The organism is Candidatus Methanomassiliicoccus intestinalis Issoire-Mx1 (genome assembly GCF_000404225.1).
GTDB lineage: Archaea > Thermoplasmatota > Thermoplasmata > Methanomassiliicoccales > Methanomassiliicoccaceae > Methanomassiliicoccus_A > Methanomassiliicoccus_A intestinalis.
In genome coordinates this window covers 803,870-824,645 of the sequence record NC_021353.1, presented here as the reverse complement: position 1 = coordinate 824,645, position 20,776 = coordinate 803,870, and the positions used below count along the sequence as shown (strand labels likewise).

At 39.1% G+C, this 20,776-nt stretch carries 22 protein-coding genes; 12 read left to right on the top strand and 10 right to left on the bottom strand.

The genetic code is table 11. From position 1 onward, the window contains the following. Positions 1-89: 89 nt before the first annotated feature. Positions 90-2,033 carry an FUSC family protein gene (locus tag H729_RS03930; protein ID WP_048133927.1) on the bottom strand — a complete coding sequence of 648 codons (1,944 nt, stop codon included), beginning with the start codon at positions 2,031-2,033 and terminating at the stop codon, positions 90-92. 312 nt (positions 2,034-2,345) lie between these two features. Here H729_RS03930 and nikR point away from each other — a divergent pair, with 312 nt between their 5' ends. Continuing rightward, positions 2,346-2,804 (top strand): nickel-responsive transcriptional regulator NikR, encoded by a 459-nt coding sequence (nikR, locus tag H729_RS03925; protein WP_048134359.1) that lies wholly within the window; start codon positions 2,346-2,348, stop codon positions 2,802-2,804. 48 nt (positions 2,805-2,852) lie between these two features. Further along, a complete protein-coding gene (locus tag H729_RS03920) occupies positions 2,853-5,330 on the top strand; it encodes a DNA topoisomerase I (RefSeq protein ID WP_020448704.1) in 2,478 nt (825 codons plus the stop codon). Here H729_RS03920 and H729_RS03915 read toward each other — a convergent pair. Then, positions 5,318-5,734: a hypothetical protein gene (locus H729_RS03915; protein ID WP_020448703.1), complete on the bottom strand. Its 417-nt coding sequence runs from the start codon at positions 5,732-5,734 to the stop codon at positions 5,318-5,320. The two genes, H729_RS03920 and H729_RS03915, sit on opposite strands and share 13 nt — an antisense overlap. Next, entirely contained in the window at positions 5,734-6,333 is a 600-nt protein-coding gene (locus H729_RS03910) for a GTP-binding protein (RefSeq protein WP_020448702.1), read from the bottom strand. The genes H729_RS03915 and H729_RS03910 overlap by 1 nt, the downstream gene beginning before the upstream one ends. A 722-nt stretch (positions 6,334-7,055) precedes the next feature. Here H729_RS03910 and H729_RS03900 point away from each other — a divergent pair. From H729_RS03900 to H729_RS03890, 3 genes are read left to right on the top strand one after another with little or no spacing between them, the layout of a single operon-like run. Next, positions 7,056-8,144: a hypothetical protein gene (locus tag H729_RS03900; RefSeq protein WP_020448700.1), complete on the top strand. Its 1,089-nt coding sequence runs from the start codon at positions 7,056-7,058 to the stop codon at positions 8,142-8,144. Beyond that, on the top strand, positions 8,141-9,085 hold the full coding sequence (locus H729_RS03895) for an ABC transporter ATP-binding protein (RefSeq protein WP_020448699.1): 945 nt from the start codon (positions 8,141-8,143) through the stop codon (positions 9,083-9,085). Before H729_RS03900 ends, H729_RS03895 begins: the two co-directional genes overlap by 4 nt. Further along, positions 9,082-9,888, top strand: a complete 807-nt coding sequence (locus tag H729_RS03890; RefSeq protein WP_020448698.1) for an ABC transporter permease — start codon at positions 9,082-9,084, stop codon at positions 9,886-9,888. Before H729_RS03895 ends, H729_RS03890 begins: the two co-directional genes overlap by 4 nt. 150 nt (positions 9,889-10,038) lie before the next feature. On the opposite strand, the gene H729_RS03885 is transcribed toward H729_RS03890, so the two are convergent. The 4 genes from H729_RS03885 to H729_RS03870 all read right to left on the bottom strand — a co-directional run bounded on the left by H729_RS03885 (position 10,039) and on the right by H729_RS03870 (position 13,394). Then, positions 10,039-10,464 carry an OsmC family protein gene (locus H729_RS03885; protein WP_020448697.1) on the bottom strand — a complete coding sequence of 142 codons (426 nt, stop codon included), beginning with the start codon at positions 10,462-10,464 and terminating at the stop codon, positions 10,039-10,041. Next, positions 10,461-11,651 carry a nicotinate phosphoribosyltransferase gene (locus H729_RS03880; RefSeq protein WP_020448696.1) on the bottom strand — a complete coding sequence of 397 codons (1,191 nt, stop codon included), beginning with the start codon at positions 11,649-11,651 and terminating at the stop codon, positions 10,461-10,463. The genes H729_RS03885 and H729_RS03880 overlap by 4 nt, the downstream gene beginning before the upstream one ends. 161 nt (positions 11,652-11,812) lie before the next feature. After that, positions 11,813-13,090 (bottom strand): phosphopyruvate hydratase, encoded by a 1,278-nt coding sequence (gene eno / locus H729_RS03875; RefSeq protein ID WP_020448695.1) that lies wholly within the window; start codon positions 13,088-13,090, stop codon positions 11,813-11,815. A 154-nt stretch (positions 13,091-13,244) separates the two neighbouring features. Beyond that, on the bottom strand, positions 13,245-13,394 hold the full coding sequence (locus tag H729_RS03870; RefSeq protein WP_020448694.1) for a 50S ribosomal protein L40e: 150 nt from the start codon (positions 13,392-13,394) through the stop codon (positions 13,245-13,247). A 249-nt stretch (positions 13,395-13,643) separates the two neighbouring features. On the opposite strand from H729_RS03870, the gene H729_RS03865 reads away from it, so the two are divergent. Together H729_RS03865 and H729_RS03860 are read left to right on the top strand one after the other, a co-directional pair. Then, positions 13,644-13,985: a DUF6442 family protein gene (locus H729_RS03865; protein WP_147554385.1), complete on the top strand. Its 342-nt coding sequence runs from the start codon at positions 13,644-13,646 to the stop codon at positions 13,983-13,985. Positions 13,986-13,988: 3 nt separating this feature from the next. After that, on the top strand, positions 13,989-14,198 hold the full coding sequence (locus H729_RS03860; protein WP_020448692.1) for a helix-turn-helix transcriptional regulator: 210 nt from the start codon (positions 13,989-13,991) through the stop codon (positions 14,196-14,198). Positions 14,199-14,233: 35 nt separating this feature from the next. Here H729_RS03860 and H729_RS03855 read toward each other — a convergent pair whose 3' ends face one another. Next, positions 14,234-15,205, bottom strand: a complete 972-nt coding sequence (locus H729_RS03855; protein ID WP_048133922.1) for a replication factor C small subunit — start codon at positions 15,203-15,205, stop codon at positions 14,234-14,236. A gap of 170 nt (positions 15,206-15,375) precedes the next feature. Between H729_RS03855 and H729_RS03850 the strand changes: the two genes are divergently transcribed. The 5 genes from H729_RS03850 to H729_RS03830 all read left to right on the top strand — a co-directional run bounded on the left by H729_RS03850 (position 15,376) and on the right by H729_RS03830 (position 18,252). Beyond that, positions 15,376-15,756, top strand: a complete 381-nt coding sequence (locus tag H729_RS03850) for a hypothetical protein (protein WP_020448690.1) — start codon at positions 15,376-15,378, stop codon at positions 15,754-15,756. A 98-nt stretch (positions 15,757-15,854) separates the two neighbouring features. Beyond that, a complete protein-coding gene (locus tag H729_RS03845) occupies positions 15,855-16,232 on the top strand; it encodes a zinc-ribbon domain-containing protein (RefSeq protein ID WP_020448689.1) in 378 nt (125 codons plus the stop codon). Between the two features lie 98 nt (positions 16,233-16,330). Then, positions 16,331-16,777, top strand: coding sequence for a zinc ribbon domain-containing protein (locus H729_RS03840; protein ID WP_020448688.1), 447 nt, complete (start codon positions 16,331-16,333; stop codon positions 16,775-16,777). A gap of 66 nt (positions 16,778-16,843) precedes the next feature. Then, a complete protein-coding gene (locus H729_RS03835; RefSeq protein WP_020448687.1) occupies positions 16,844-17,278 on the top strand; it encodes a zinc-ribbon domain-containing protein in 435 nt (144 codons plus the stop codon). Positions 17,279-17,337: 59 nt separating this feature from the next. Then, entirely contained in the window at positions 17,338-18,252 is a 915-nt protein-coding gene (locus H729_RS03830; protein ID WP_020448686.1) for a TIGR00269 family protein, read from the top strand. Positions 18,253-18,267: 15 nt separating this feature from the next. On the opposite strand, the gene H729_RS03825 is transcribed toward H729_RS03830, so the two are convergent. Then, positions 18,268-19,545 (bottom strand): serine hydroxymethyltransferase, encoded by a 1,278-nt coding sequence (locus H729_RS03825; RefSeq protein WP_020448685.1) that lies wholly within the window; start codon positions 19,543-19,545, stop codon positions 18,268-18,270. A 132-nt stretch (positions 19,546-19,677) separates the two neighbouring features. Next, positions 19,678-20,721 carry a bifunctional phosphoglucose/phosphomannose isomerase gene (locus H729_RS03820; protein WP_020448684.1) on the bottom strand — a complete coding sequence of 348 codons (1,044 nt, stop codon included), beginning with the start codon at positions 20,719-20,721 and terminating at the stop codon, positions 19,678-19,680. Positions 20,722-20,776 lie beyond the last annotated feature (55 nt).

Below are 20,776 nucleotides of genomic sequence, written 5' to 3'. Positions count from 1 at the left end.
CAGATTCAAGAGAATCAAGCAGCATATAATGCATGATAAAAGAAGACTTAATAAAATTTTTTGGATATAAAAATAAGAAGCTGCGCAGCTTAAGCTGCCACAGCATTTATTGTAGGTGTGTCTTCATTGTGTGAAGTTAGCTCGATGAACATATTTTCACTTTCACGCTGAAGCCTGAGCACATTCAATACCATCTTCATATATTCACTTCCATGCGTAGTCAAACCATCTAAGAAAGGAGAGATATCTTTTGGAATTGATTCTTTTCCATTAGAGCCGAATGTATCGATGACCTTCACGACCATTTTTTTAGTATCCTTAACACTTCCATCATCTGGAGTAGATATCAGTATCTGCCGGAGAATGGAACATTGATTCGTTACTTCAGTCTGTTTTGTCATCAACCTGTCTACAAGATCGTCATTATCTTGATCATTATTGACCTTGATTTTCTCAGCGATTGTGTGGGCTGTGAGTGTGAGTGCAGCGCTCTTCACATCATCAACTGTGCCAGATGCCACATTTCTCAATTCTCTAATCTGGCTTTTGCTGATTGAAATGTATCTTCCAGACAGTTCAATATTTTCATCTTTAAGCCTGTATGGGAAAATAATACGGCTTCCCACCATAGCTGCACCGATGCCCAGCAAGATATATACAAGACGTTCTATGATTGACGTTTCTGTAGGGAATACCATTGATGCAGTCATTAAAGCCATCAGGGTTATGAAGACCATCATCACATCGTACCTCTTTGGATCAAGGATACTGTATAGATATGATATGATCATCAGTACTGCTGGTGTAAGCGATGGGTTCTCTATCAAGATGAAGTATGCTAATACCGTAAATATTGCCACTCCCACCAACGTTCCCTTTACTCTCATTAGTGATTTACTAGCTGTCGCTTCAAGATATGGCTGTACTACAGCTACTGTAGTAAATGCCAGCCATTTAGCATTTTCAAGGTTATAGTAGTCACCTATAAACTCCCATAGTGCCAGCAGTAACGCTACACGGAAAGCAAAACTGAACTTTAGAGAATCTCTTCTAAAATTCTCCTTAAATAATGTCTTCATTCTGAAGCTTTTAGGAATTTGTTCAGAATCAGTATATTTAATCAATGATTCTTTATCAGACTTGACAAGAATATCCAGCTCATAATCGATAATCCTCAGGCTTGATAGGACTTCGTAGTCCGCAGACCTGTGATTATCTAAATACTGCATTATGCTGTTATGGACCTGCTCAAGCGGAATTTTCAATTCTTGATAACTGATGAGGTCATCTAATACAGGAAGTAGGTCTCTAAGATCTTGTTCTTCATCATCTCCATCTATGACAGCTTTTCCAAGTTCTTCTGCAGAGATTGCAAGATTAATTGCCGATCTGCTCCCTGGGGATGTATAATATTTTTCTTCCAGACGGTCATAAACAGCAGAGTTTACAAGTTTAGCTTTTTCGATAAGAGTGTTTGAATTAACTTCTTCGCCGTTGAGGAATTTTTCTAAGAGTGATTTTATCTCAGAGAACAGACCTGAGATGCCCGCATGGCAACTCATTGCAAGCCTGTTGCGATTGACAACTACGTTGAGCACTACAATAAAAATTGATCCAACTATCAGGGATAAAAGACGAAGCGGAAATTCCTCGACAGGCACCGGAAATGCCAGGATAAAAGCGTACCCCAGTAAGAATGGAAATTGTACCGGTGACTTTATGTCGTGCATCAAAACAAAAGTTACAATGAAAACAACTGTAAAATTCGTTACAAGACCAAGCCAGGGGTTGAGATATGCTAAAAACGACCCTACTCCCAGAGTGACATTTATCCCGATCAGTCCAGCAAGGCTTTTAAAAGGCTTTCCAGTTAGATTTTTGGAAAGCATCATCAAAGCTGCGGTGATCATCATTACACCGATCAGTACATTTTCAGATCCAAAAACATACATGAATAAAGTTACAAATATGATGATCGCTACAAACAATAGATTCTTCTTGATAAATGTCTTGAGATCCATAGTCCAGTTCATCACGACCAAGTGTGTATATAAGGATTGGTTTGCAAAGTTTTAATATGTAAAAACTGATGAGTTTTGACTTATTCTTGAAAGATGTGGAATTATCAATTGCGAAGTTTAGAAAAATATTACATCAGATTAGACTGAAGATCAAATCTTTTTAAGATATTGCAAGTGATTAAAGAGAACGATTCATTCAGAAATAGATAACATTACAGTTTTATTGGCAATTGTAATATGAAACATCAAAAGATGTGTATATCATAGTCCAGATTGATGGAAGATGAGCCAATTATTATATCTTTGAAGCCCGATATGTGCATGATGGATAAGGTCGTAAGAATAAGCATGTCGCTCGAACCCGATCTTTTAGAAGAGTTCGACACGCTTGTAAACAATAAGGGATACACAGCAAGATCTGAAGCTATACGCGATCTTATAAGAGATGCTCTTGTAGAAGATCGCTGGAGGGATAGCGAATCAGAGGTAGTGGGTACAATTACAATGGTGTATGACCATACTGTGAGTTACACCCAAGAACGATTGATGGAAATCCAACACTCTAAGCACCTCAGCATATCTTCAACAATCCATGTACACCTAAATATGGATCAGTGTTTAGAAGTGCTGATTGTATGGGGAAAAGTTAAAGAAGTCACACATTTGGCAGATGAAATTGGTGCAATAAAAGGTGTGGTTTTCAGCAAACTTACTATGACATCAGGTTCTATGAGCCATAGCGAAGAGGATGATCATAAGCACGCTCACGTTCATTCCCATTAGGAAAATCATAACACTTTTTTTATACCCTTTTCTCTTTGAACACATTGCATGAGCCGGCTCATTATATCAGAAAAAAGTGACGCAGCCGCAAGAATTGCGGTCATTCTTTCACAAGGAACGTCAAAAAGGACGTCTGTGAACAAAGTCTCAGTTTTTCAATTCGAAGGGGAGTCGGGTACGACTTTCATTATCGGATTAAGAGGACACATAATTGAGCTGGACTATCCAGAAAGTCTCAATAATTGGTCTGAAGTTGAACTTTCAGATCTTATATATGCTGAACCTATAAAGAACGTCAGCGCTCACAGTATAGTAAATGCCCTAAAAGATCTCTCGATTGATGCAGACGAGATAGTTATCGCTACTGACTATGACCGAGAAGGAGAACTCATTGGAATGGAAGCCGTTAGGCTTCTAGACACTGAAGGCAAAGAAATAAAAAGAGCAAGGTTCAGCGCGTTCACTAAACTTGAAATCGATACAGCATTCAATGATCTTACAGACCCTGACATAAAACTTGCAGACTCTGCAGAATGCAGGCAAAAAATAGATTTAGCATGGGGTGCGGTGCTAACAAGATTCATTTCGATGTCCTCTGGACAAGGAGGAAGCAACTTTTTATCAGTAGGAAGGGTGCAGAGCCCAACCCTGGCACTGATAGTAGCCAGACATAAAGAAATTGAAGAATTCGTACCTCAACCATATTGGAATATAAATGCAAGGTTTGAAGATGGAATAGAGTTCAAAGGAGAGCATGTCAATAATCCATTTCACAGTGATGTAGATGCGCAAAAAGCACTTGATGCATGTCAGGGAATAGAACTCGGGAAAGTTCTGAAGTATGAAAAGAACGAAAAAGACGAGTATCCTCTTCCACCATTCAATACTACTATGATGCTTATGGAGGCTAACAAACTTGGTTTCCCGGCATCAAGGGCTATGAAGATTGCTGAAGACCTATACACTGCAGGATATATCTCATACCCAAGAACAGACAATACGGTTTATCCTCAATCCCTTGGCCTAAGAAGGATTTTAGAAAAACTCAAGGAATCTGAGTTCAAAGCTGAAGCCGAGGAGTTGCTAAAACAAGAGAAGATCAGGCCATCTAAAGGAAAGGTACAGACAACCGATCACCCTCCAATATATCCCACTGAAGCAGCTACTAAGAAACAACTTAAAGGTGACAAATGGACATTATATGAGTTAATAACCAGAAGATTCTTTGCAACTGTAGCTCCTCCTGCTAAGGCTGAAGTGTCATCAGCAGTTATTGGAATTAAAAATGAAAAATTCACATCCAAGGGATACAAATTAATCTTTCAGGGGTGGAAAAAATATTACCCGTATCTGAAAACTACTGAATATGATCTCCCAGAACTTATGATCGGAGCAGATATCGATGTACTGTCAGTGGAACTTGAGAAAAAAATGACTCAACCGCCTAGACGGTATTCCCAGGGAAGTTTAATCCAAGAGATGGAACGGTTAGGGCTGGGAACAAAGTCCACAAGGCATGATATTATTCAAAAGTTATATGACAGAAAATATGCTGAAGGCAATGATTTGATACCTACAGCAAGCGGGATAGCTGTTGTAGAAGCACTAAATAAACATGCACACATAGTTACAGATCCAAAAATGACTGCCAAACTTGAAGAGGATATGGATGAAATTGCTCATGGCAGTAAAACGTTAGACGGTGTTGTTGAGGAATCTCAAGAGATGCTCTCCAATGCCTTAGAGACATTAGAAAGAAACAGAGACCAGATAGGTACTGAAATAAGAAAAGCCCTTGAAGCCCAGCATTACATTGGAAAATGCCCGTCGTGCAATGGGGATCTTAAGACAATACGTACAAAACTAGGAAAAACGTTCATTGGATGTTCTAATTATCCAGACTGCAACCAGACCTATCCAATGCCACCTAATGCCTTGGTGCAGCCTCTGAATGAAGAATGCGAATGCGGCGCCCCCAGAGTAAAGGTTATCCGCAGAGGGCAGCCCGTCTCGATCAGCTGCATCGATCCAGAGTGCGCAACAAACAGAGCGAAGAATTTCATAGCTAGATGCCCCAATTGCGGCAATGATATGAGGATTATATATTCCAGAGCTGGAAAAAGATTTCTGGGTTGCACAAGCTATCCAGACTGTACTCAGACATATCCACTTCCCCAAATGGGGCAGCTCTTGGGAACAGAAGAACAGTGTGAATCCTGTGGCTCTCCAATGATACTAATGAAAACTGGTGGCAGATCATGGAAGTTCTGTGCAAATATGGAATGCCCGGAAAAGAAAGAGAAAGCTAAGAGATCTAAGTCTTCAGCTAAGAAAAGTGTCACTAAGACCGATAAGAAAACTTCGGTTAAGACAACAGCAGCTGCTAAAACAAAAACTACAAAGAAAACTGTAACTTCAAAGACCGCCAGCAAAAAGACTACTTCAAAAACAGCTGCGAAGAAAACCACTACGAAGAAACCAGCAGTAAAAGCAAGTACAAAGTCTAAAGAGGATCAGCCGAAATGAATCGGCTGATTTTCTTCACTTTCTAGATCCCATATTTTTATCTCAGCGTCAACGAACGAAAGAGATACTGGTACAGCAGCCTTAGTTATTTGCTTTACAGTTAGTTTGTCTAATCCATATAGAAGCACATTGATTATGACTTCTAAAGATTCGGAACCATCTCCCATCTCTCCTCTTACCGATGGAGTATCGGTAGGCGCGGTTATGCTGGATGCATAAAATCCCTTTTCAGATTCTACAACGCATTTTATGTGCCCAATCAGATAGGCTCCATTGTCAGAACATTCTGATGCTATGAGTGACAGAAACGTAGTTAATTTTCTCTGAATCGAATCTGCAGATACTGGTTCTTTCAGACTAATGTTTACTTTAGCAGCATAAGCTGTGAAATCATCAGTAAGCATCAATTCACCAGCCTGTCTATCATTTCTGAAATGTTTTTATTCTGAGATGCGGATGCACATACAATTGGCTTGCCTGGAGCAAGTTCTTCGATTTTAGTTTTTATCTCAGATAGTTCATTGTCATCCACAGTATCTATCTTATTGATAACCACAAAATCAGAAGTATTGAGTTGATTTTTTAGGGGTCTTTCAAATGCTTTCATAATCATGGGAAATCTGTGAGCATCCACAACAACGACTGAACTTATCTTCTCAGGCACCCATTCTTCCTCTGCTTGATATAAAATTCCTACTACAGCTTCGGGATTTGCTATGCCGGTAGGTTCTACTATTATTACATCTGGATGGATATTTTCATAGATTTCCTTTACAGTTATAAGGAGACTTGGACCCAGAGTGCAGCATACGCATCCAGCTGCAAGTTCTTTAACCTGAAGACCATATTTTTCCATCACTTTTCCATCAATGCCTATTGTACCAAAATCATTAACGACAACTGCAACTTTTTTACCATACCGCTCATAGATATCTTTAACCGATGAGAGTACAAGCGTTGTTTTTCCGGATCCCAGAAACCCAGCTATGACAATCATATCCATATAAGTCGCCTAATCTTCTATCCAGTTAGGCGTATTTAAAAAGAATGTTAGCAATCACTATAAAAATTATCAGAAGATTCAGAATTTTCATTATCAATCTCAAGTTCTTCGGCAATTCTCCTATTTCGACAGGCTCTACATTCAACTGATTTGCCTAAGAGCTTTTTTCTAAGGATTACCTCTTCATCCAAATCTGCCAATTCGCCACAGTCGCACAGTACTTTGCCTATTAAATATGGACCGAACATATCTGTCTGACCGTCCTTCAGTGTTAAACAAGCATGCTGAAATATTGCAACAAGGGTGTCTAGTACTGAAACGAGAACGAAACTATTGAGGGACTCAATATAAAGATTTGCTCAAAATATTCTACATATAGATTTTAGATTTTAAGAAGAGTCAGATTGCAAGCAGATTGGATGATATTTTAAATCAAGTGGTGTGTTTTTATCTAGCCCGCAGATCATAAAATGTTAACTATAGTTTCAATGTATGACCACAAAGCCATAAGTAACAATATCATCAGCAATGTTGCATATACACTGATTAATAACAGTAATAATCTACTGAAAATTTATGCATGATATAAGCTATAAAAATCTATAATACTGTATAAATAGTATGTAAACAATACCCCTTTCAGAAATTATGGGGGTGATGCAATTAATGAAAAAGTTAAAAAGGCAAAGAACAAAATAATTTCATTAATTGTTGCTGTTGTTTTGCTGATTGTAATTATTGCTGGTCTTTCTGCATACCATAACACGCTGGAATCAGAAATGCAGATCATACCAAATGGGCAATCAGATACTAGTGCAGATATGATTTTTAAAGTTTCAGGTGAAATTAAGGATACGGACAATGGCCAGACATATAAAATAGATAGTGGATATGCATATCAGTCTTTACTATTTATATCTGATGAAAAAATATATTCCATATTTACTCTTCAATCTGCTTTTTCTAAAGACATCGATATCTATACACATAAACAAAATGAGTTTATGTGGCTTGATGCTGGAAACTTAACTCCAGATGGATCAGGATACAAAGGAGTGGAAAATGTCAGTGTAGAAGATAAAAATTTTAGATGCAATGTTTATGAGTATGTCAGCCCGTTAACTGAACAAGTTTATACATACTATATCGGGATAGATGCACCTTTAATTTATAGAATTGACTGCCAGATCCATAGCCTAGCACAAATTGATTCTAAACAGACTATTGCTGACATATCAATAACAGCAGACTTAGACAGAGCATCAGTCACCGAAGGAAAATATGAAATTGGGGAAATAGGAGAGATACAAAATATTCAGATGAGTGGAAACGAAAAGATATACATGAGTGATTCCCAGGATGCTACGAATAAATACTATTCTGAAACTATATCTATAAAAACTATATCAAATACTAAATTTTTAACGAATGCGTATCTCAATTCATATGGTATGTACAAAGAGATCACACTGACGTTAGATAATAATTCCAACACTGATGAAACATGCCTGATTATGTATGTACCATGCATAGAAGGTGATCATTTAGGCAATTCAAAACATTATGAAACGGTCGATGATAGACTTGCCGATTTTCAATATGAGTATTCTGTAAATTACTCATATATCGATAAAGACCTTGATATGCATACTATAGAGTATAAAATAAGCTCAAAATATGACGATGATGGAGATACCCTTAAAAAGATGACGATTGAAGGGAATGTATCTTTATATAAGTATGAATGGCGCGTGGATCCATACCCTACGTCAATAACATTCAGTTTTGAATCTGCCGAGGTGAGCTTGTGACGCATGAAGACCCAATTGTCATTGAAAAATTAACCAAGACATATGGAAAATTCGTAGCAGTTGATGATCTTACCTTTTCTGTAAAGAAGAACAGCTTTACCGGCATGCTTGGGCCAAATGGCGCAGGAAAAAGCACTACATTAAAGATATTATCCAATCTCACCAGAGCCACATCTGGATCAGTTTATCTGGATGGATATGATGTTGAACTTCATCCAAAAAATGCCTTGAAGAACGTTGGAACAGTTGTTGAAACACCAGAATTCTACACGTATTTGACTCCGCGCGAAACATTCAGATATATTGGTAAGATTCTTGGAATGTCCAACGAGAGCATAGCTACAGAAACGGATGAGATTCTTGAAAAGATAAAGATGAGTGAATGGGCCGATAAAAAACTTGGAACATTTTCAAAGGGAATGAGGCAAAGAGTAGCCTTGGGACAATCATTAATCAATAGTCCAAGTATTATCATTCTCGATGAGCCTACATCCGGCCTAGATCCAAGAGGAATGGCTGAGATCAGAGAGATCCTAAAAGAGCTGAGAAAAAAAGAGAGTCTCACTATTTTGATGAGTTCGCACATGCTTCATGAAGTAAACGATTTGTGCGATAGAGTTGCGATGGTCAGCCGTGGAAAACTCATTGTTAACGATGATCTCTCAAATGTAATCGGGACGAAAGGAACGCGGAAAATAGAGATTAAACTTATAGATGAGCCAAATGCAGATATTCTAGAAAAAATAAAAAATTTGAGCAATGTGACAGATGTAGAGTATGCAGGGAAAAATGACGTTGAAATAATTTTGAAAGGCGGGCTGGGTGAACAGGCGCAGCTTCTCAGTGAGATAGGAGCTTTAAATATATATGTATACAGTTTTTCCAGTTCTGAAAACAGTCTTGAAACGTCATATTTAGATCTTGTAAAGGAGTCGATATGATGCTGTCTGAATTTATTGATGATTTGAGACAGACCAGTGTCGTTATGAATCAAGAGTTTCATAAATACATAAAAGGAAAAAAATTAGTTGGATTCATAGTGCTGATGATAGCAATAATCGCAGGGATTTATCTGATATTTACACTGTCTGAGATAAAATTTCCTTCAGAATCTAAAGATTTTATCACACTATATCTGCGATTTATAACAATCTTAGCGATAGTTGCTGTAACCATATTCTCATCCGGTCTCTTGGTTTCAGAATATGAAGAAAGAACTGGTTTACTACTATTCACAAGACCTATCAAAAAAGAATCCATATTCGCCGGAAAATTTCTGGCAGGATTTATAACATCAACGTTCGTGATAATCATATATTATGTGATAGTAGCAATAATGTCATACATAATAACCGGCTCAATATATGGCAAGATCTGGGTATCACTTGGATTAATGATCACGTACATATTCGGAGCAACTGGTATTGCATTGCTATTCAGCTCATACTTCAAGAAAAGCAATACAGCTACATCTGTAACGATCATAGTTCTGCTGATAGTGGGAAACTGGATCTCTCAATTATTTTCCGGAAATGGAATCGAACCTTGGTTCAGCATCACATATTCATCAGGCAGCATCATTACTGTGCTAAACGGCGCCTCTGCAGCATTGATGTATGATGATGCCATAAGATCTTCATGGTATTATGTGGCTGATCCAGCGCTTTCAGCAATGGTCATGGTTACATGGGGAGTGTTTGTATCATTCATTGCATCATTGATCTACAAACAAAGAGGCTTTTAAGCCTCTTTTATATTTTTATATAATCCACTTTTAGATGTACTCGGACGGAGATTTTCAGTATTAATTAAAAATCATACCTAAAATCATAAGAGCCAGTGCAGTTAATCAATGGATGTAGAACCTTCTCCCATCTAATCATGATTAACATTTCTAATCCTTTGAAGTTATGACTGAAACTTTGATTCCTTCAGCAACACTCCGGCTAACTGTACAGTAATCTTCAAAAACATCCAAGCAATGGCGGAGCTTAGGACAATCATCTATGCCATGGACGATGTGCACATCTATTCCAGTTATCCTAATTTTATTATCATCATTACGCTCAGCATGCGTCATAACTTCTGCACAGATGTTAGAGCAGTCCAATCTAGATTTTTCAAGACAAAATGTAAGAGACGCACAGAGACAGTTCCCTACAGCCGCTGCAAGAAGTTTTCCGGCATTAGGAAAGTTTCCAGTACCAAGAGGCTCGGGTTCATCCATATGTATGTCTTCGATTTTATTCGAAGAGAATGATATTCTAAACCTGTATCCCTCTTCCCTTGATATTACGACCGGACCTTTTTCCGAATTCATAATTCCATTGTCTCCAGCTGCTTAAGAACATACGCTCTTATTTCTTTTGGAGATCTTTCACCATAAATCCTTTTTCCATTTTCCATTAGCTTTTCAAAAGCAGGTTTCATGTCAGATCCACAGCAGAGGCATACGGGAATGTCTGATTCATTTGGAGAAATTTCCCAGGAGTTGCAGTCTGGACATCTGAATACATATTTTTTACCGCCGAGTTTACCGCGTTTAGCAACAGGCTTTCCATCTTTCTCCACAATATCTAATGCAAAATCCACAGTCGGAGCATTTGATATGGAAGTTCCTACACCAAAGCCATCTACTCCCGCTCTAACTAAATCTGGAATTGATGTTTCATCTAGACCGCCAGAAACTATGATCTTTACATCCGTAAATCCACGAATATCCAGTTCCCATCTGACTTCTTTTATTATCTCAGAGAATGACCCTCTTCTGGAAGCTGGAGTATCCAAGCGTATTCCATATAGGTCTTTTATTGTTTCAGCTGCCATAACCGCTTCTGATTTTTCATCAGAATATGTGTCGGCAAGTGCAATACGCTGTACTGAAGAATCTATTATCTCATCAAACGCTGCAAATGCAAGTTTTGAAGAACCCATCATCACGATTAATGCATGAGGCATTGTGCCGTTTGGTTCTTCACCGATAAGTTCAGCACCCATCAAAGAAGACACACCATCGCAACCTCCAATGTATGATGATCGATCAAGCATAGGGCTGATTGCTGGGTGAGATCGCCTCACACCAAATGCCATCATAGGTTTGTCTTCAGCGGCAATCCTGCATCTTGCAGCCATTGTTGCTACACCCGTAGAATGACACATGAAACCAAGCATGGGACTTTCAGGCATACAATATTCAGAATATTTTCCATCCAGACTCAAAAGAGGAAGTTTAAGCCCACTCTGAGTTCTTGAAGGAAAGATTGTGCCTTCTGGAACCCCATATATGTCAACATCCCTGCCCTCCATAAAGCGCAGTGCCTCTTCGAGGCCACAGAATACTCCCCACTTCCAACAGCCAGGCAGTGATCCTACAGTCATCTCTGCAAAGGCTCTCTCATCAAGCATGCCTCTGGATTTTAAAATTTCCATAGTACGCACAAAATAAATGTCAGTAGTCCTGCATGCATTGATGTCATCATCAGTCGCGGTAAAGTATCGCGGTTTCATATTTTTGTCCCGGATCCTAAAAGAACTTACAGTAAATAGGTTTTGGTGAGCTTTTCACATATTGGATGAATGTGGAGTAGTCAGGATCTAGACCTAATATGTGCCTCTGATCTTAAAAATTTAAAGAAAAATAAAAGCTGGTAGATTACCAGCCAAATGTTTCATTTCAAAGCGGCAAATGCAGACTTACCTGCATATTTTGCACTCTGACCCAATTTTTCTTCAATGCGCAACAGCCTGTTGTATTTTGAAGTTCTTTCACCCCTGGCAGGTGCACCTGTCTTAATCTGCCCGCATCCCAGTGCAACAGCAATGTCTGCAATTGAGGTGTCTTCTGATTCTCCAGATCTATGGCTTACCATGACTGCATAATTAGATTTTAGAGCAAGCTCTGCAGCTTCGATGGCCTCTGAGACCGTTCCTATTTGGTTGACCTTGAGCAGCAGGGCATTACCAGCATCTGCTTCTATTCCCCTGCGGAGCCTTTCTGTATTGGTAACAAAAAGATCGTCTCCTACCAGTTGCAGTTTTGAGCCTAGTTTTTTAGTCATCTCAGTCATGGTTTCGAAATCGTCTTCCATTACTGGATCTTCCAGACTTATCAAAGGGTAAGATCTGGATAAATCAGCGTAGAAATCAACAAGTTCGCCTGCATTTAGGGTTTTGCCATCTAATGTGTAGCTCCCATCAGCATAGAATTCAGAAGCTGCGGCATCCATGGCCATATATACATCTCTGCCAGGCGCATAACCTGCACCTTCTATAGCATCCATGATGATATTCATAGCCTCTGGTGTCGTATCCAGTGCAGGTGCAAACCCACCTTCGTCACCAATATTTATTGCACTCACACCATATGACTTTTTAAGAAGGCTTTTCAGCTCATGATAGACTTCTGCTCCCATTCTTAAAGCATCGGCAAATGTTGCTGCTCCAGCAGGAGAAATCATGAATTCTTGAATCTTCAGGTTGCTGCCTGCATGTTTCCCGCCATTAAGGATGTTCATCATAGGTACTGGCAGAATGTAACTTCCCGGTGAAAGATATTCATGAAGCTCAACACCTTTTGATATGGCACCGGCTTTTGCAACAGCCAGGGAAACTGCAACGGTTGCATTTGCCCCAAATTTGCTTTTGTTGGGAGTTCCATCTGCAGAGATCATGGCATTGTCTATAGCCTTAAGATTTTGAACATCCATTCCTTCGATGACCTTTGAGATAGAAAAACGGACATTATTTACAGCCTTCATAACGCCTTTTCCATTGTAACGTGCATCTCCATCTCTGAGCTCCAATGCTTCGTGAGAACCTGTAGATGCACCCGAAGGGGCTATGGCAGACACACAGTCTTTGCCTGCTGTAATTTCAGCTTCAACTGTTGGATTTCCTCTTGAGTCCAACACTTCTCTGGCCCATACACGAGTAATAGGTGATGACATTTATTCAACTCCAAATGATTATAGAATATACTCACCGGATATTAATTAATGCATACTGAAAAGAAAAATTGTAAAAACAAAACATATAAAGTATAAACTAAAATAGATAAGCAAAATTTAAAAAGAGGGGGCAAGCCCCTGAATAAAGCTCAAATCAAGCTTTTCTGCTTTCTTTTGCTTTTGGACGAAGCTTATCATATCCACAGCGGCGGCAACGAGTTGCTTTTGGAGCATTGCGTGCGTCGCATTTCATGCAGATCTTCTTGTTAAGAAGCCTTTCGTCAGCTTCCTTGAAACGTGTCATGTAAATCCTCTGGGCTATGGAAGATAGATGTCATATAAATAGATTAGTATGAAGCCATCTCATCAGACCCGCATCGCAAAAACACCCAGCAATCTGCAATATGGCTGAATCCTGCATAGATTAGATGATATCCAATAGGAGATAAAACATTAACCTCAGAGATTAGATAAAAAAATCAATAATTATGACAAGTTTACTTATATTTTTAACAAGTTTAATATACAAAATGATAAGTGTACATGCCATAGATTGTCTAAAAATCAGGTAATCAGAATGGAAAAAGAAAAGATTTTAGAATTGAGCAGAGACGAGAATAGGGATATGGATGAAAGAGAGAGTCACATAGATGATGAATCTGCATACATGGGTCTTTTATGCGTTTTAATATTGTCTTTTGCATACATGCTGTTTAAGATTTTTATCAACCAGCCGTATATGGACATCTTGTCAATTTTAACAGCTGGAAGCGCAGCAATGTCGATATACAAATATACAAAAATTCCAAGTAAAAAATTCTTTTTAGTGATGGGGATGATACTTCTGGCTGCAACGATCATATTTGCTATTTGCTATATCATGGAGGCCATTTGAAAAATGGATGAAAAACTCGTACTCAAAAATAGGCTCAAAATAGCAAGAGCCGAGAAAAATCTGACACAAGAGGATCTAGCAAATATGACGGGAGTCTCGAGGCAGACCATTAGCTCAATAGAAACTGGACAATTTAATCCCACAGCGAAACTAGCATTAGTTATGTGTATAGCACTTGATAAAAAATTTGAAGAATTGTTCTATTTTGAATAAAAGATGAATGAGCTGAACATCAGCTCAGAGCATATTTAATCTGCACTATCTCCCCTGTGCTCACCCAGCAATACCAGATATGCAAGAAGAGATTCGAGTTGGATACGTTCATTTGATCCTTCGACCATTCTAAATTCTATTTCACCAGTCCGATCGATAAGCCTTACCTTCTCATAGTCTTCGATTTCTAGATCAAATATTGTTTTATGGATCTGTTTGAGAATATCTTCACCAGATAAACCATATGAAATCATTATTTCATCCAGCCGATTTCTGGCGCCTATGAAGTCACCAGAAATTGCAGTTTCCAGAAGACTTTGAACATCTTCGGGCCTTGCCATGCCGGTTGTATGATATACAAGATCGACATCAATCGTAGTCCCTAGAGATGCAGCAACTTGAAGAGAGTTTACAGCTTTTCTCATGTCACCATTAGAAACATGCACTAATGCATCGAGTGCATCTCCAGAGATCGTAAGATCTTCTTTTTGTGCAATTGTTTCTAGATATGTTTTGATGTCCTCTGCGCGGAGTGGACGGAAACGAAAGACCGCACATCTCGATTGGATAGGTTCAATAATCTTTGAAGAGTAATTGCAAGATAGGATGAACCTGCAGATTTTACTATATTTCTCCATAGTTCTTCTTAGAGCAGCCTGCGCATCAGATGTAAGGGCATCAGCTTCATCTAAGAAAATTATCTTAAACTCTGCTCCACCAATTGGAGCTGTTCTAGCAAATTCTTTTATCTTACCTCTGACAACATCAATTCCCCTCTCGTCTGAGGCATTGAGTTCATTGAAATTACCTTTCCAAGAATCACTATATAATTCCCTAGCCATTGCAATGGCAGAGGTTGTTTTCCCAGTACCGGCAGGGCCTGCAAACATAAGGTGGGGGAGATTCTTCGTATTTACGTAGGATTGTAACCGTTCAACTATATCTGTTTGCCCTACAACTTCCTTCAAAGTCTTAGGTCGATATTTCTCTATCCAAATCTCATTCATCTAAACTCATTAGACTAAATGACGGGATAGGCTTAAATCTTTTTGACTGCAAAAAGAAATAACGAGTCGATTGATCTCACTTCTGGAAAGATTAGTTCAATAGAAATAGTCTTTATAATTGAATAGAAGATGTGCATATTCAACATCTAACTGTGTATAAAGTGACAGCCATGGCTGAAATAGATCATACCCAGGATATAACCCACAACGGCGCCACAGAAGATTGCCGAGAAGTGGAGGATTCTACAAACAAAACATTTCAGAAATTAGAACGGGCAGTATACGGAGATGAAAAAAGTTTTGCGATTAGTGCAATATTGTCAATCGTGCCGGGAATCGGTCTGATGTATATGAAGAAACTAAAAGATGGCACGTTGTTCTTGATCATAGAGATTATCTTATTATCTGTTGGGTATGTGCTCGGAGGGTTACCTGGTAAGCTCGTGTGGATCGTGGCCATAATAGTGTGGCTTCTGCAGATATGGCAAACATTTGTCAAATATAACGAGTATAAAGAGTATTTTAACAAAACGGGGAGAGCTCCTTGGTAAAAAAATACGCTCCTTTACTTTTTAGTTATTTTTTATGAATCATAGACTCATAAGCTATCTTTTATATCTCAAGTGATCAATCTATGCAATTGAAGATTATGTTTTGCCCAAAATGCGGAAACGACATTGAAAACGGTTCAAGCTATTGCAAAAATTGTGGTGCAAGAATAGAAAGCACTCCGCAGAGTGCATACCAAGCAGGAGTTCCGCCGCAGTATATACTTCCGCTCAAAAGTTCTGGTATTGCAGCAATACTGTCTTTTATAATACCAGGCGCAGGAGTTATCTACGCAGGTCAGATTGGAAAGGGACTGCTATACTTCATCATTGGAATTATTGTATCATTTGCAACCATTATGCTTTTACCATTTATAGTAGTGTTCCTGATCTTCTGGGTGTGGCAGATATATGACGCATATAACATCACAGAAGAGTATAATCAGATATTACAGACCACGGGACAGAAACCGTGGTAAAAAAACCATTTCATTATTTTAAATTTATTAATTTTATCAAAAATTGGATTTCTAAACCATCACATTTATCATTAAAAATGTATTACGGTGTGATAACAATGTATTGCCCTAACTGCGGTACGGAAACGAACCCGGACTCAGAATTCTGTCAGAAATGCGGCACGAATCTGAAAGAAGGGACGAGGAATACGTGCGTCCCACCTAATGTAACATATGCGCTGCCTTTGAAAAGCACAGGTCTGGCAGCAGTGCTATCCTTTTTGCTTGCGGGTCTGGGACAGGTATATGTCGGAAAAATAGCAAGAGGAATAATCTTTGTATGCGTAGGCGTATGCATCGGAATATTATCTACTATACTCATGTTAGGCGGTATAGAAATAGATACAAACGGAGAGTTATCTGCGTACACTCTGTCATATTTTATAGCCGGAGCAGCCATTCTGATTGCATATCTAGTATTCTGGGTATGGCAGATATTTGATGCACGCAATTTAGCAAATCAGTATAATGACGCACTGAGACAAACTGGGAATCCACCCTGGTAACTATGATTAGTGTGTCTGATTCGATTGGAAGATAATTTCATAATCTGATTCAAAGGAGGGAAGAAAATGTATTGTGTGAAATGCGGCTCGGAAATACCTGACGGCTCTGAATTCTGCAGTAAATGCGGAAATCCTGTGTCGCCAAGTGCATCCCAGAATAATGCATATGCTAATCCACAGCCATATGCGTATCAATACCAAAGACCTCTGAAAAGTGCAGGATTGGCAGCAGTTCTGTCATTTTTATTCACAGGTCTGGGACAGGTATATGTCGGAAAAATAGCAAGGGGTATCGGGTTTATCGTATGCGGCGTTGTAATCGCATTAGTTATGATGTCAATGATAACGATATTCATCAGCTCATATGGTGCGGTCTGGATAATAGCTGTGATAGCATCAATTGTCTGTATAGCCATCTGGATATTCAATGTTATTGATGCATACAAGCTGGCAAACGAATATAATGATGTACTGCAACAAACTGGGAATCCACCCTGGTAAACCATTTCTTCTATTTTTCTTTCAACAATACCAAATACCAGCGAGTTAATGCTACACTAATGGTCAAGTGTGATAAATGTCAAAAGGATGCTGTAACCTATATCAGATATAATGGAAGTCATCTTTGTCAAGGACATTTTTCAGAGTTTGTAGAAAAACGTGTAAAAAAAGAGATTAGAAATCAGACTAATTTTAATAAAGTTAAAAATGTAGCCGTAGCCATATCCGGAGGTAAAGACAGCAGCGTAGCTCTATCTCTGATGCACAGTGTGGTAAAAGAGCGGCGGGATGTCACTCTGACAGCTATTACTGTGGATGAAGGGATAGAAAATTATCGTCCTGAAACAATCAAATGCGTCAGAGAGTTGTGTGACAAACTTGATGTGACTTTAGAGATAGTTTCATTCAAAGATCATGTCGGATATACGATGGATGACATATCTAAAAATTTAGGATATAGGACCCCATGCGCATTTTGCGGTGTATTCAGAAGACAATGCATGAATGCAGTTGCCAGAAATATTAACGCAGACATAATTGCTACGGGTCATAATCTCGATGATAATGCACAAGCGATCCTCATGAATTTTACAAGAGGCGATGTGGAAAGGCTGGCGCGTTTGAGTCCGCATGTAAGAATTCAGCCTGGACTTATTCCAAGAATCCACCCATTAAGACAGATTCCTGAAAAAGAGACTTACTTGTACGCAATTATAAATGAAATACCTTTTTCAGATAAGGAATGCCCATACTGGTCAGCTGCGCTTCGCAATGAGTACAGAGATATAATCGATGAGCTTGAAAGCAGATCGCCTGGGACAAGACATTCCATACTATCAAGTTATGATGCGATTAAGCCGCTCCTGATAGAAAAGTATCCCCAGAAGGATTTAGGAAAATGTAAATGTGGAGAACCTTCCCCGAGCGGAAAATGTATGGCATGTAAAATGCTGGAAGATCTAAATAAAAAATAAAGGGGTGATGACCCCTTAGAATATATCGTGGAAAGAATAGGCTTCTTCGCCTTCATTCAGACAGTAGCGGATCTTTGTGAAGTCTTTCTTAAGTTCCCAGACATCTTTCTTAACTTTTTCCTGGTCTTCCTTTTTCATGACTACACGATAAATGAGCCTGGCTACTTCTTCCATCTCACTCTCTTCCATACCTACTCTGGTAAGCTCCTGGGTACCAAGACGAATACCAGAAGGCTTAACAGAACTCGTGTCGCCTGGAAGCATATTTTTGTTACAGATGATGTTTGCTTTTTCTAAGTCAATGGAAACTTGAGACCCGCCGCCTTGTTCTGCTACGTTAACTGCGAGCGTGTGAGATTCTGTGAATCCCAGGTGTGGACACATGACGTCCAGACCCATTTCATATAGAGCGCTGCCTAGTGCTTTTGCATTCTTTATAACCTGGCTGGCGTATTGTTTACCATATATCTCATATTCAGCCATTGTTACAGCAAGAGCGGCCATTGCATGCAGATGATGAGAAGAGGTAACGCCAGGAAAAGCAGCTTTCTGGAGTTTTGCCTGCAGTTCATCTGTAAGGTTGTCACCAATTAAAATACCGTGATTCGGACCAGGGAATGTTTTGTGAGTTGAAGCACTGATTATATGCACTCCCTCTCTAAGCGGATCCTGGAATTTACCGCCGGCGATAAGACCCAAAACGTGAGCTGCATCATACCAGACTACAGATCCTGCTTCCTGCAGAGCGTCTTGAATTTCTCTTATAGGTGTAGGGAATAAGAATACAGACAGACCAAACTGGGCTACCTTCGGTTTTTCTTTCTTGATGAATTTGATAGCTGCATCGACATCAAGATTCCAGTTTTTATAATCCCAAGGATAGTGGATAGTCTCTAGACCCCTCATTCCAACTGCACCGAATGGAGCAGTAGATATGTGAGCACCGGAAGCCAGTTCTGGCGTAGAGATCGTGTCCCCTGGCTGAGTCAAAGCAAATAAAACTGCCATGTTGGCGACTGTACCTGATATGGGACGAACGTCTGCAAACTGGCATTTAAAAATCTTCTTTGCAAGCTCGAGACATTTCAATTCGACTTCATCCACATAGATGTTGCCGCGATAATATCTCTTACCTGGAAGACCTTCTGCATATCTGTCATGGAAATCGGAGATCATCATCTCTTTTGCTAAAGGGCTCATGAGATTTTCAGAAGCAATCATAGGGAGACTTGCCTCGAACCATTTTGTATGAGCTTTTACAGTGTCTTTGATCCAATAAGCATCTTCTTTCATAAGAGTCATAGCGCTGATGAATGAAGGTATAAAAATAGGTTGTGTAATCAGCAATATATCAAATCTGTGGTTCTTATCAGAAGTTAATAATTGCTGGAACTCATAAACTATGATAATCTAAAGGTTTTAAAATCAGATGTCTGTCATCCTTTCTTTCAACTTAGATATTGGATCAATCGGCGTTGGATCGACTCCACGCAGTGCTGCCAGATAGTAACTGACAAAATCTCCCAGAATGATTCCACGCATTGTGCACTCCAGTCTACTTTCTCCTTCTAAATTTATGATTATTGTTTCTACACCCGAATCTTTAAATAATGAAGTAGTAGCATCGACTATTTTAGAGATTTCTATATTGTCTACAACAGACCTTAAGAATACAGCTGTTGCAGGTGCTGATGGGGTTGATATCCACCCTACGATCTGATTATGGTTAAACTCAGGAAGAATTCCACACATACTCAGCATTTTGGAATTCTCATTAATCTGTGTTCTCCACCTTTTAGCAGCTGGTCCAACACTAATTGTACCATAGATTGCTGGAAGAGTGTTCTCTAGATTGTCTGCAATTGTTTTGGCCAGATTATCACGTATAGGCACAGATATGGAATATTGTTTACACTCTTCATACAGACAAGGTATCATTGATTTTAGATCATCTGCAATATTACATAGGTTGGCACTTTTCATCACTACTGCACAGGCACCCAACATATATCCTAAAGCAGCACGAGGCTGGAGTCCAGAAGGAATCTCAATAAATGGATTATTGTTCTCAACAAACAGCTCTTTTAATTTTCCTCCAGAGGTAACTCCAGCTATTCTAGCTCCTCGGGATTTTGCTTCTTCATACATATACAATGTCTCAATCGTATTTCCAGAGTATGATAATATTAAAGCGAATGTATTTTCATTAACCCATTTTGGAAGCTGAGTGTCTCTTACAACTACAGTAGGAAATGATGAGTGTTCGTTCATATATTCTCTGAGAATATCGCCACTCATAGCAGAACCGCCAAGACCGCAGATACAGACATTTGAAAATGTACCTGGTTCAAGAGATATTGACTTTGATAATGAATATTCGAGTTGCGAAGGCAATGCCATTATCTGATCCAACATGCCTAATGCATCTTTTGTTGAAAGCGCTTCTGCATCGTCCAACACAGCAAACATAATGGAACAATGGCATCAAGGTATTAATAAAAGATTGGATAACATTCTAATTAAA

Coding starts and splice junctions, on each gene's coding strand:
- H729_RS03870 (WP_020448694.1), bottom strand. CDS start 13,394: ATGACACGTTTCAAGGAAGCTGACGAAAGGCTTCTTAACAAGAAGATC.
- H729_RS03855 (WP_048133922.1), bottom strand. CDS start 15,205: ATGAATGAGATTTGGATAGAGAAATATCGACCTAAGACTTTGAAGGAA.
- H729_RS03820 (WP_020448684.1), bottom strand. CDS start 20,721: ATGTTTGCTGTGTTGGACGATGCAGAAGCGCTTTCAACAAAAGATGCA.
- H729_RS03840 (WP_020448688.1), top strand. CDS start 16,331: ATGTATTGCCCTAACTGCGGTACGGAAACGAACCCGGACTCAGAATTC.
- H729_RS03845 (WP_020448689.1), top strand. CDS start 15,855: ATGTTTTGCCCAAAATGCGGAAACGACATTGAAAACGGTTCAAGCTAT.
- H729_RS03850 (WP_020448690.1), top strand. CDS start 15,376: ATGGCTGAAATAGATCATACCCAGGATATAACCCACAACGGCGCCACA.
- H729_RS03930 (WP_048133927.1), bottom strand. CDS start 2,033: ATGAACTGGACTATGGATCTCAAGACATTTATCAAGAAGAATCTATTG.
- H729_RS03920 (WP_020448704.1), top strand. CDS start 2,853: ATGAGCCGGCTCATTATATCAGAAAAAAGTGACGCAGCCGCAAGAATT.
- eno (WP_020448695.1), bottom strand. CDS start 13,090: ATGTCATCACCTATTACTCGTGTATGGGCCAGAGAAGTGTTGGACTCA.
- H729_RS03885 (WP_020448697.1), bottom strand. CDS start 10,464: ATGAATTCGGAAAAAGGTCCGGTCGTAATATCAAGGGAAGAGGGATAC.
- nikR (WP_048134359.1), top strand. CDS start 2,346: ATGGATAAGGTCGTAAGAATAAGCATGTCGCTCGAACCCGATCTTTTA.
- H729_RS03860 (WP_020448692.1), top strand. CDS start 13,989: ATGGATGAAAAACTCGTACTCAAAAATAGGCTCAAAATAGCAAGAGCC.
- H729_RS03830 (WP_020448686.1), top strand. CDS start 17,338: ATGGTCAAGTGTGATAAATGTCAAAAGGATGCTGTAACCTATATCAGA.
- H729_RS03890 (WP_020448698.1), top strand. CDS start 9,082: ATGATGCTGTCTGAATTTATTGATGATTTGAGACAGACCAGTGTCGTT.
- H729_RS03915 (WP_020448703.1), bottom strand. CDS start 5,734: ATGCTTACTGATGATTTCACAGCTTATGCTGCTAAAGTAAACATTAGT.
- H729_RS03910 (WP_020448702.1), bottom strand. CDS start 6,333: ATGGATATGATTGTCATAGCTGGGTTTCTGGGATCCGGAAAAACAACG.
- H729_RS03835 (WP_020448687.1), top strand. CDS start 16,844: ATGTATTGTGTGAAATGCGGCTCGGAAATACCTGACGGCTCTGAATTC.
- H729_RS03825 (WP_020448685.1), bottom strand. CDS start 19,545: ATGAAAGAAGATGCTTATTGGATCAAAGACACTGTAAAAGCTCATACA.
- H729_RS03880 (WP_020448696.1), bottom strand. CDS start 11,651: ATGAAACCGCGATACTTTACCGCGACTGATGATGACATCAATGCATGC.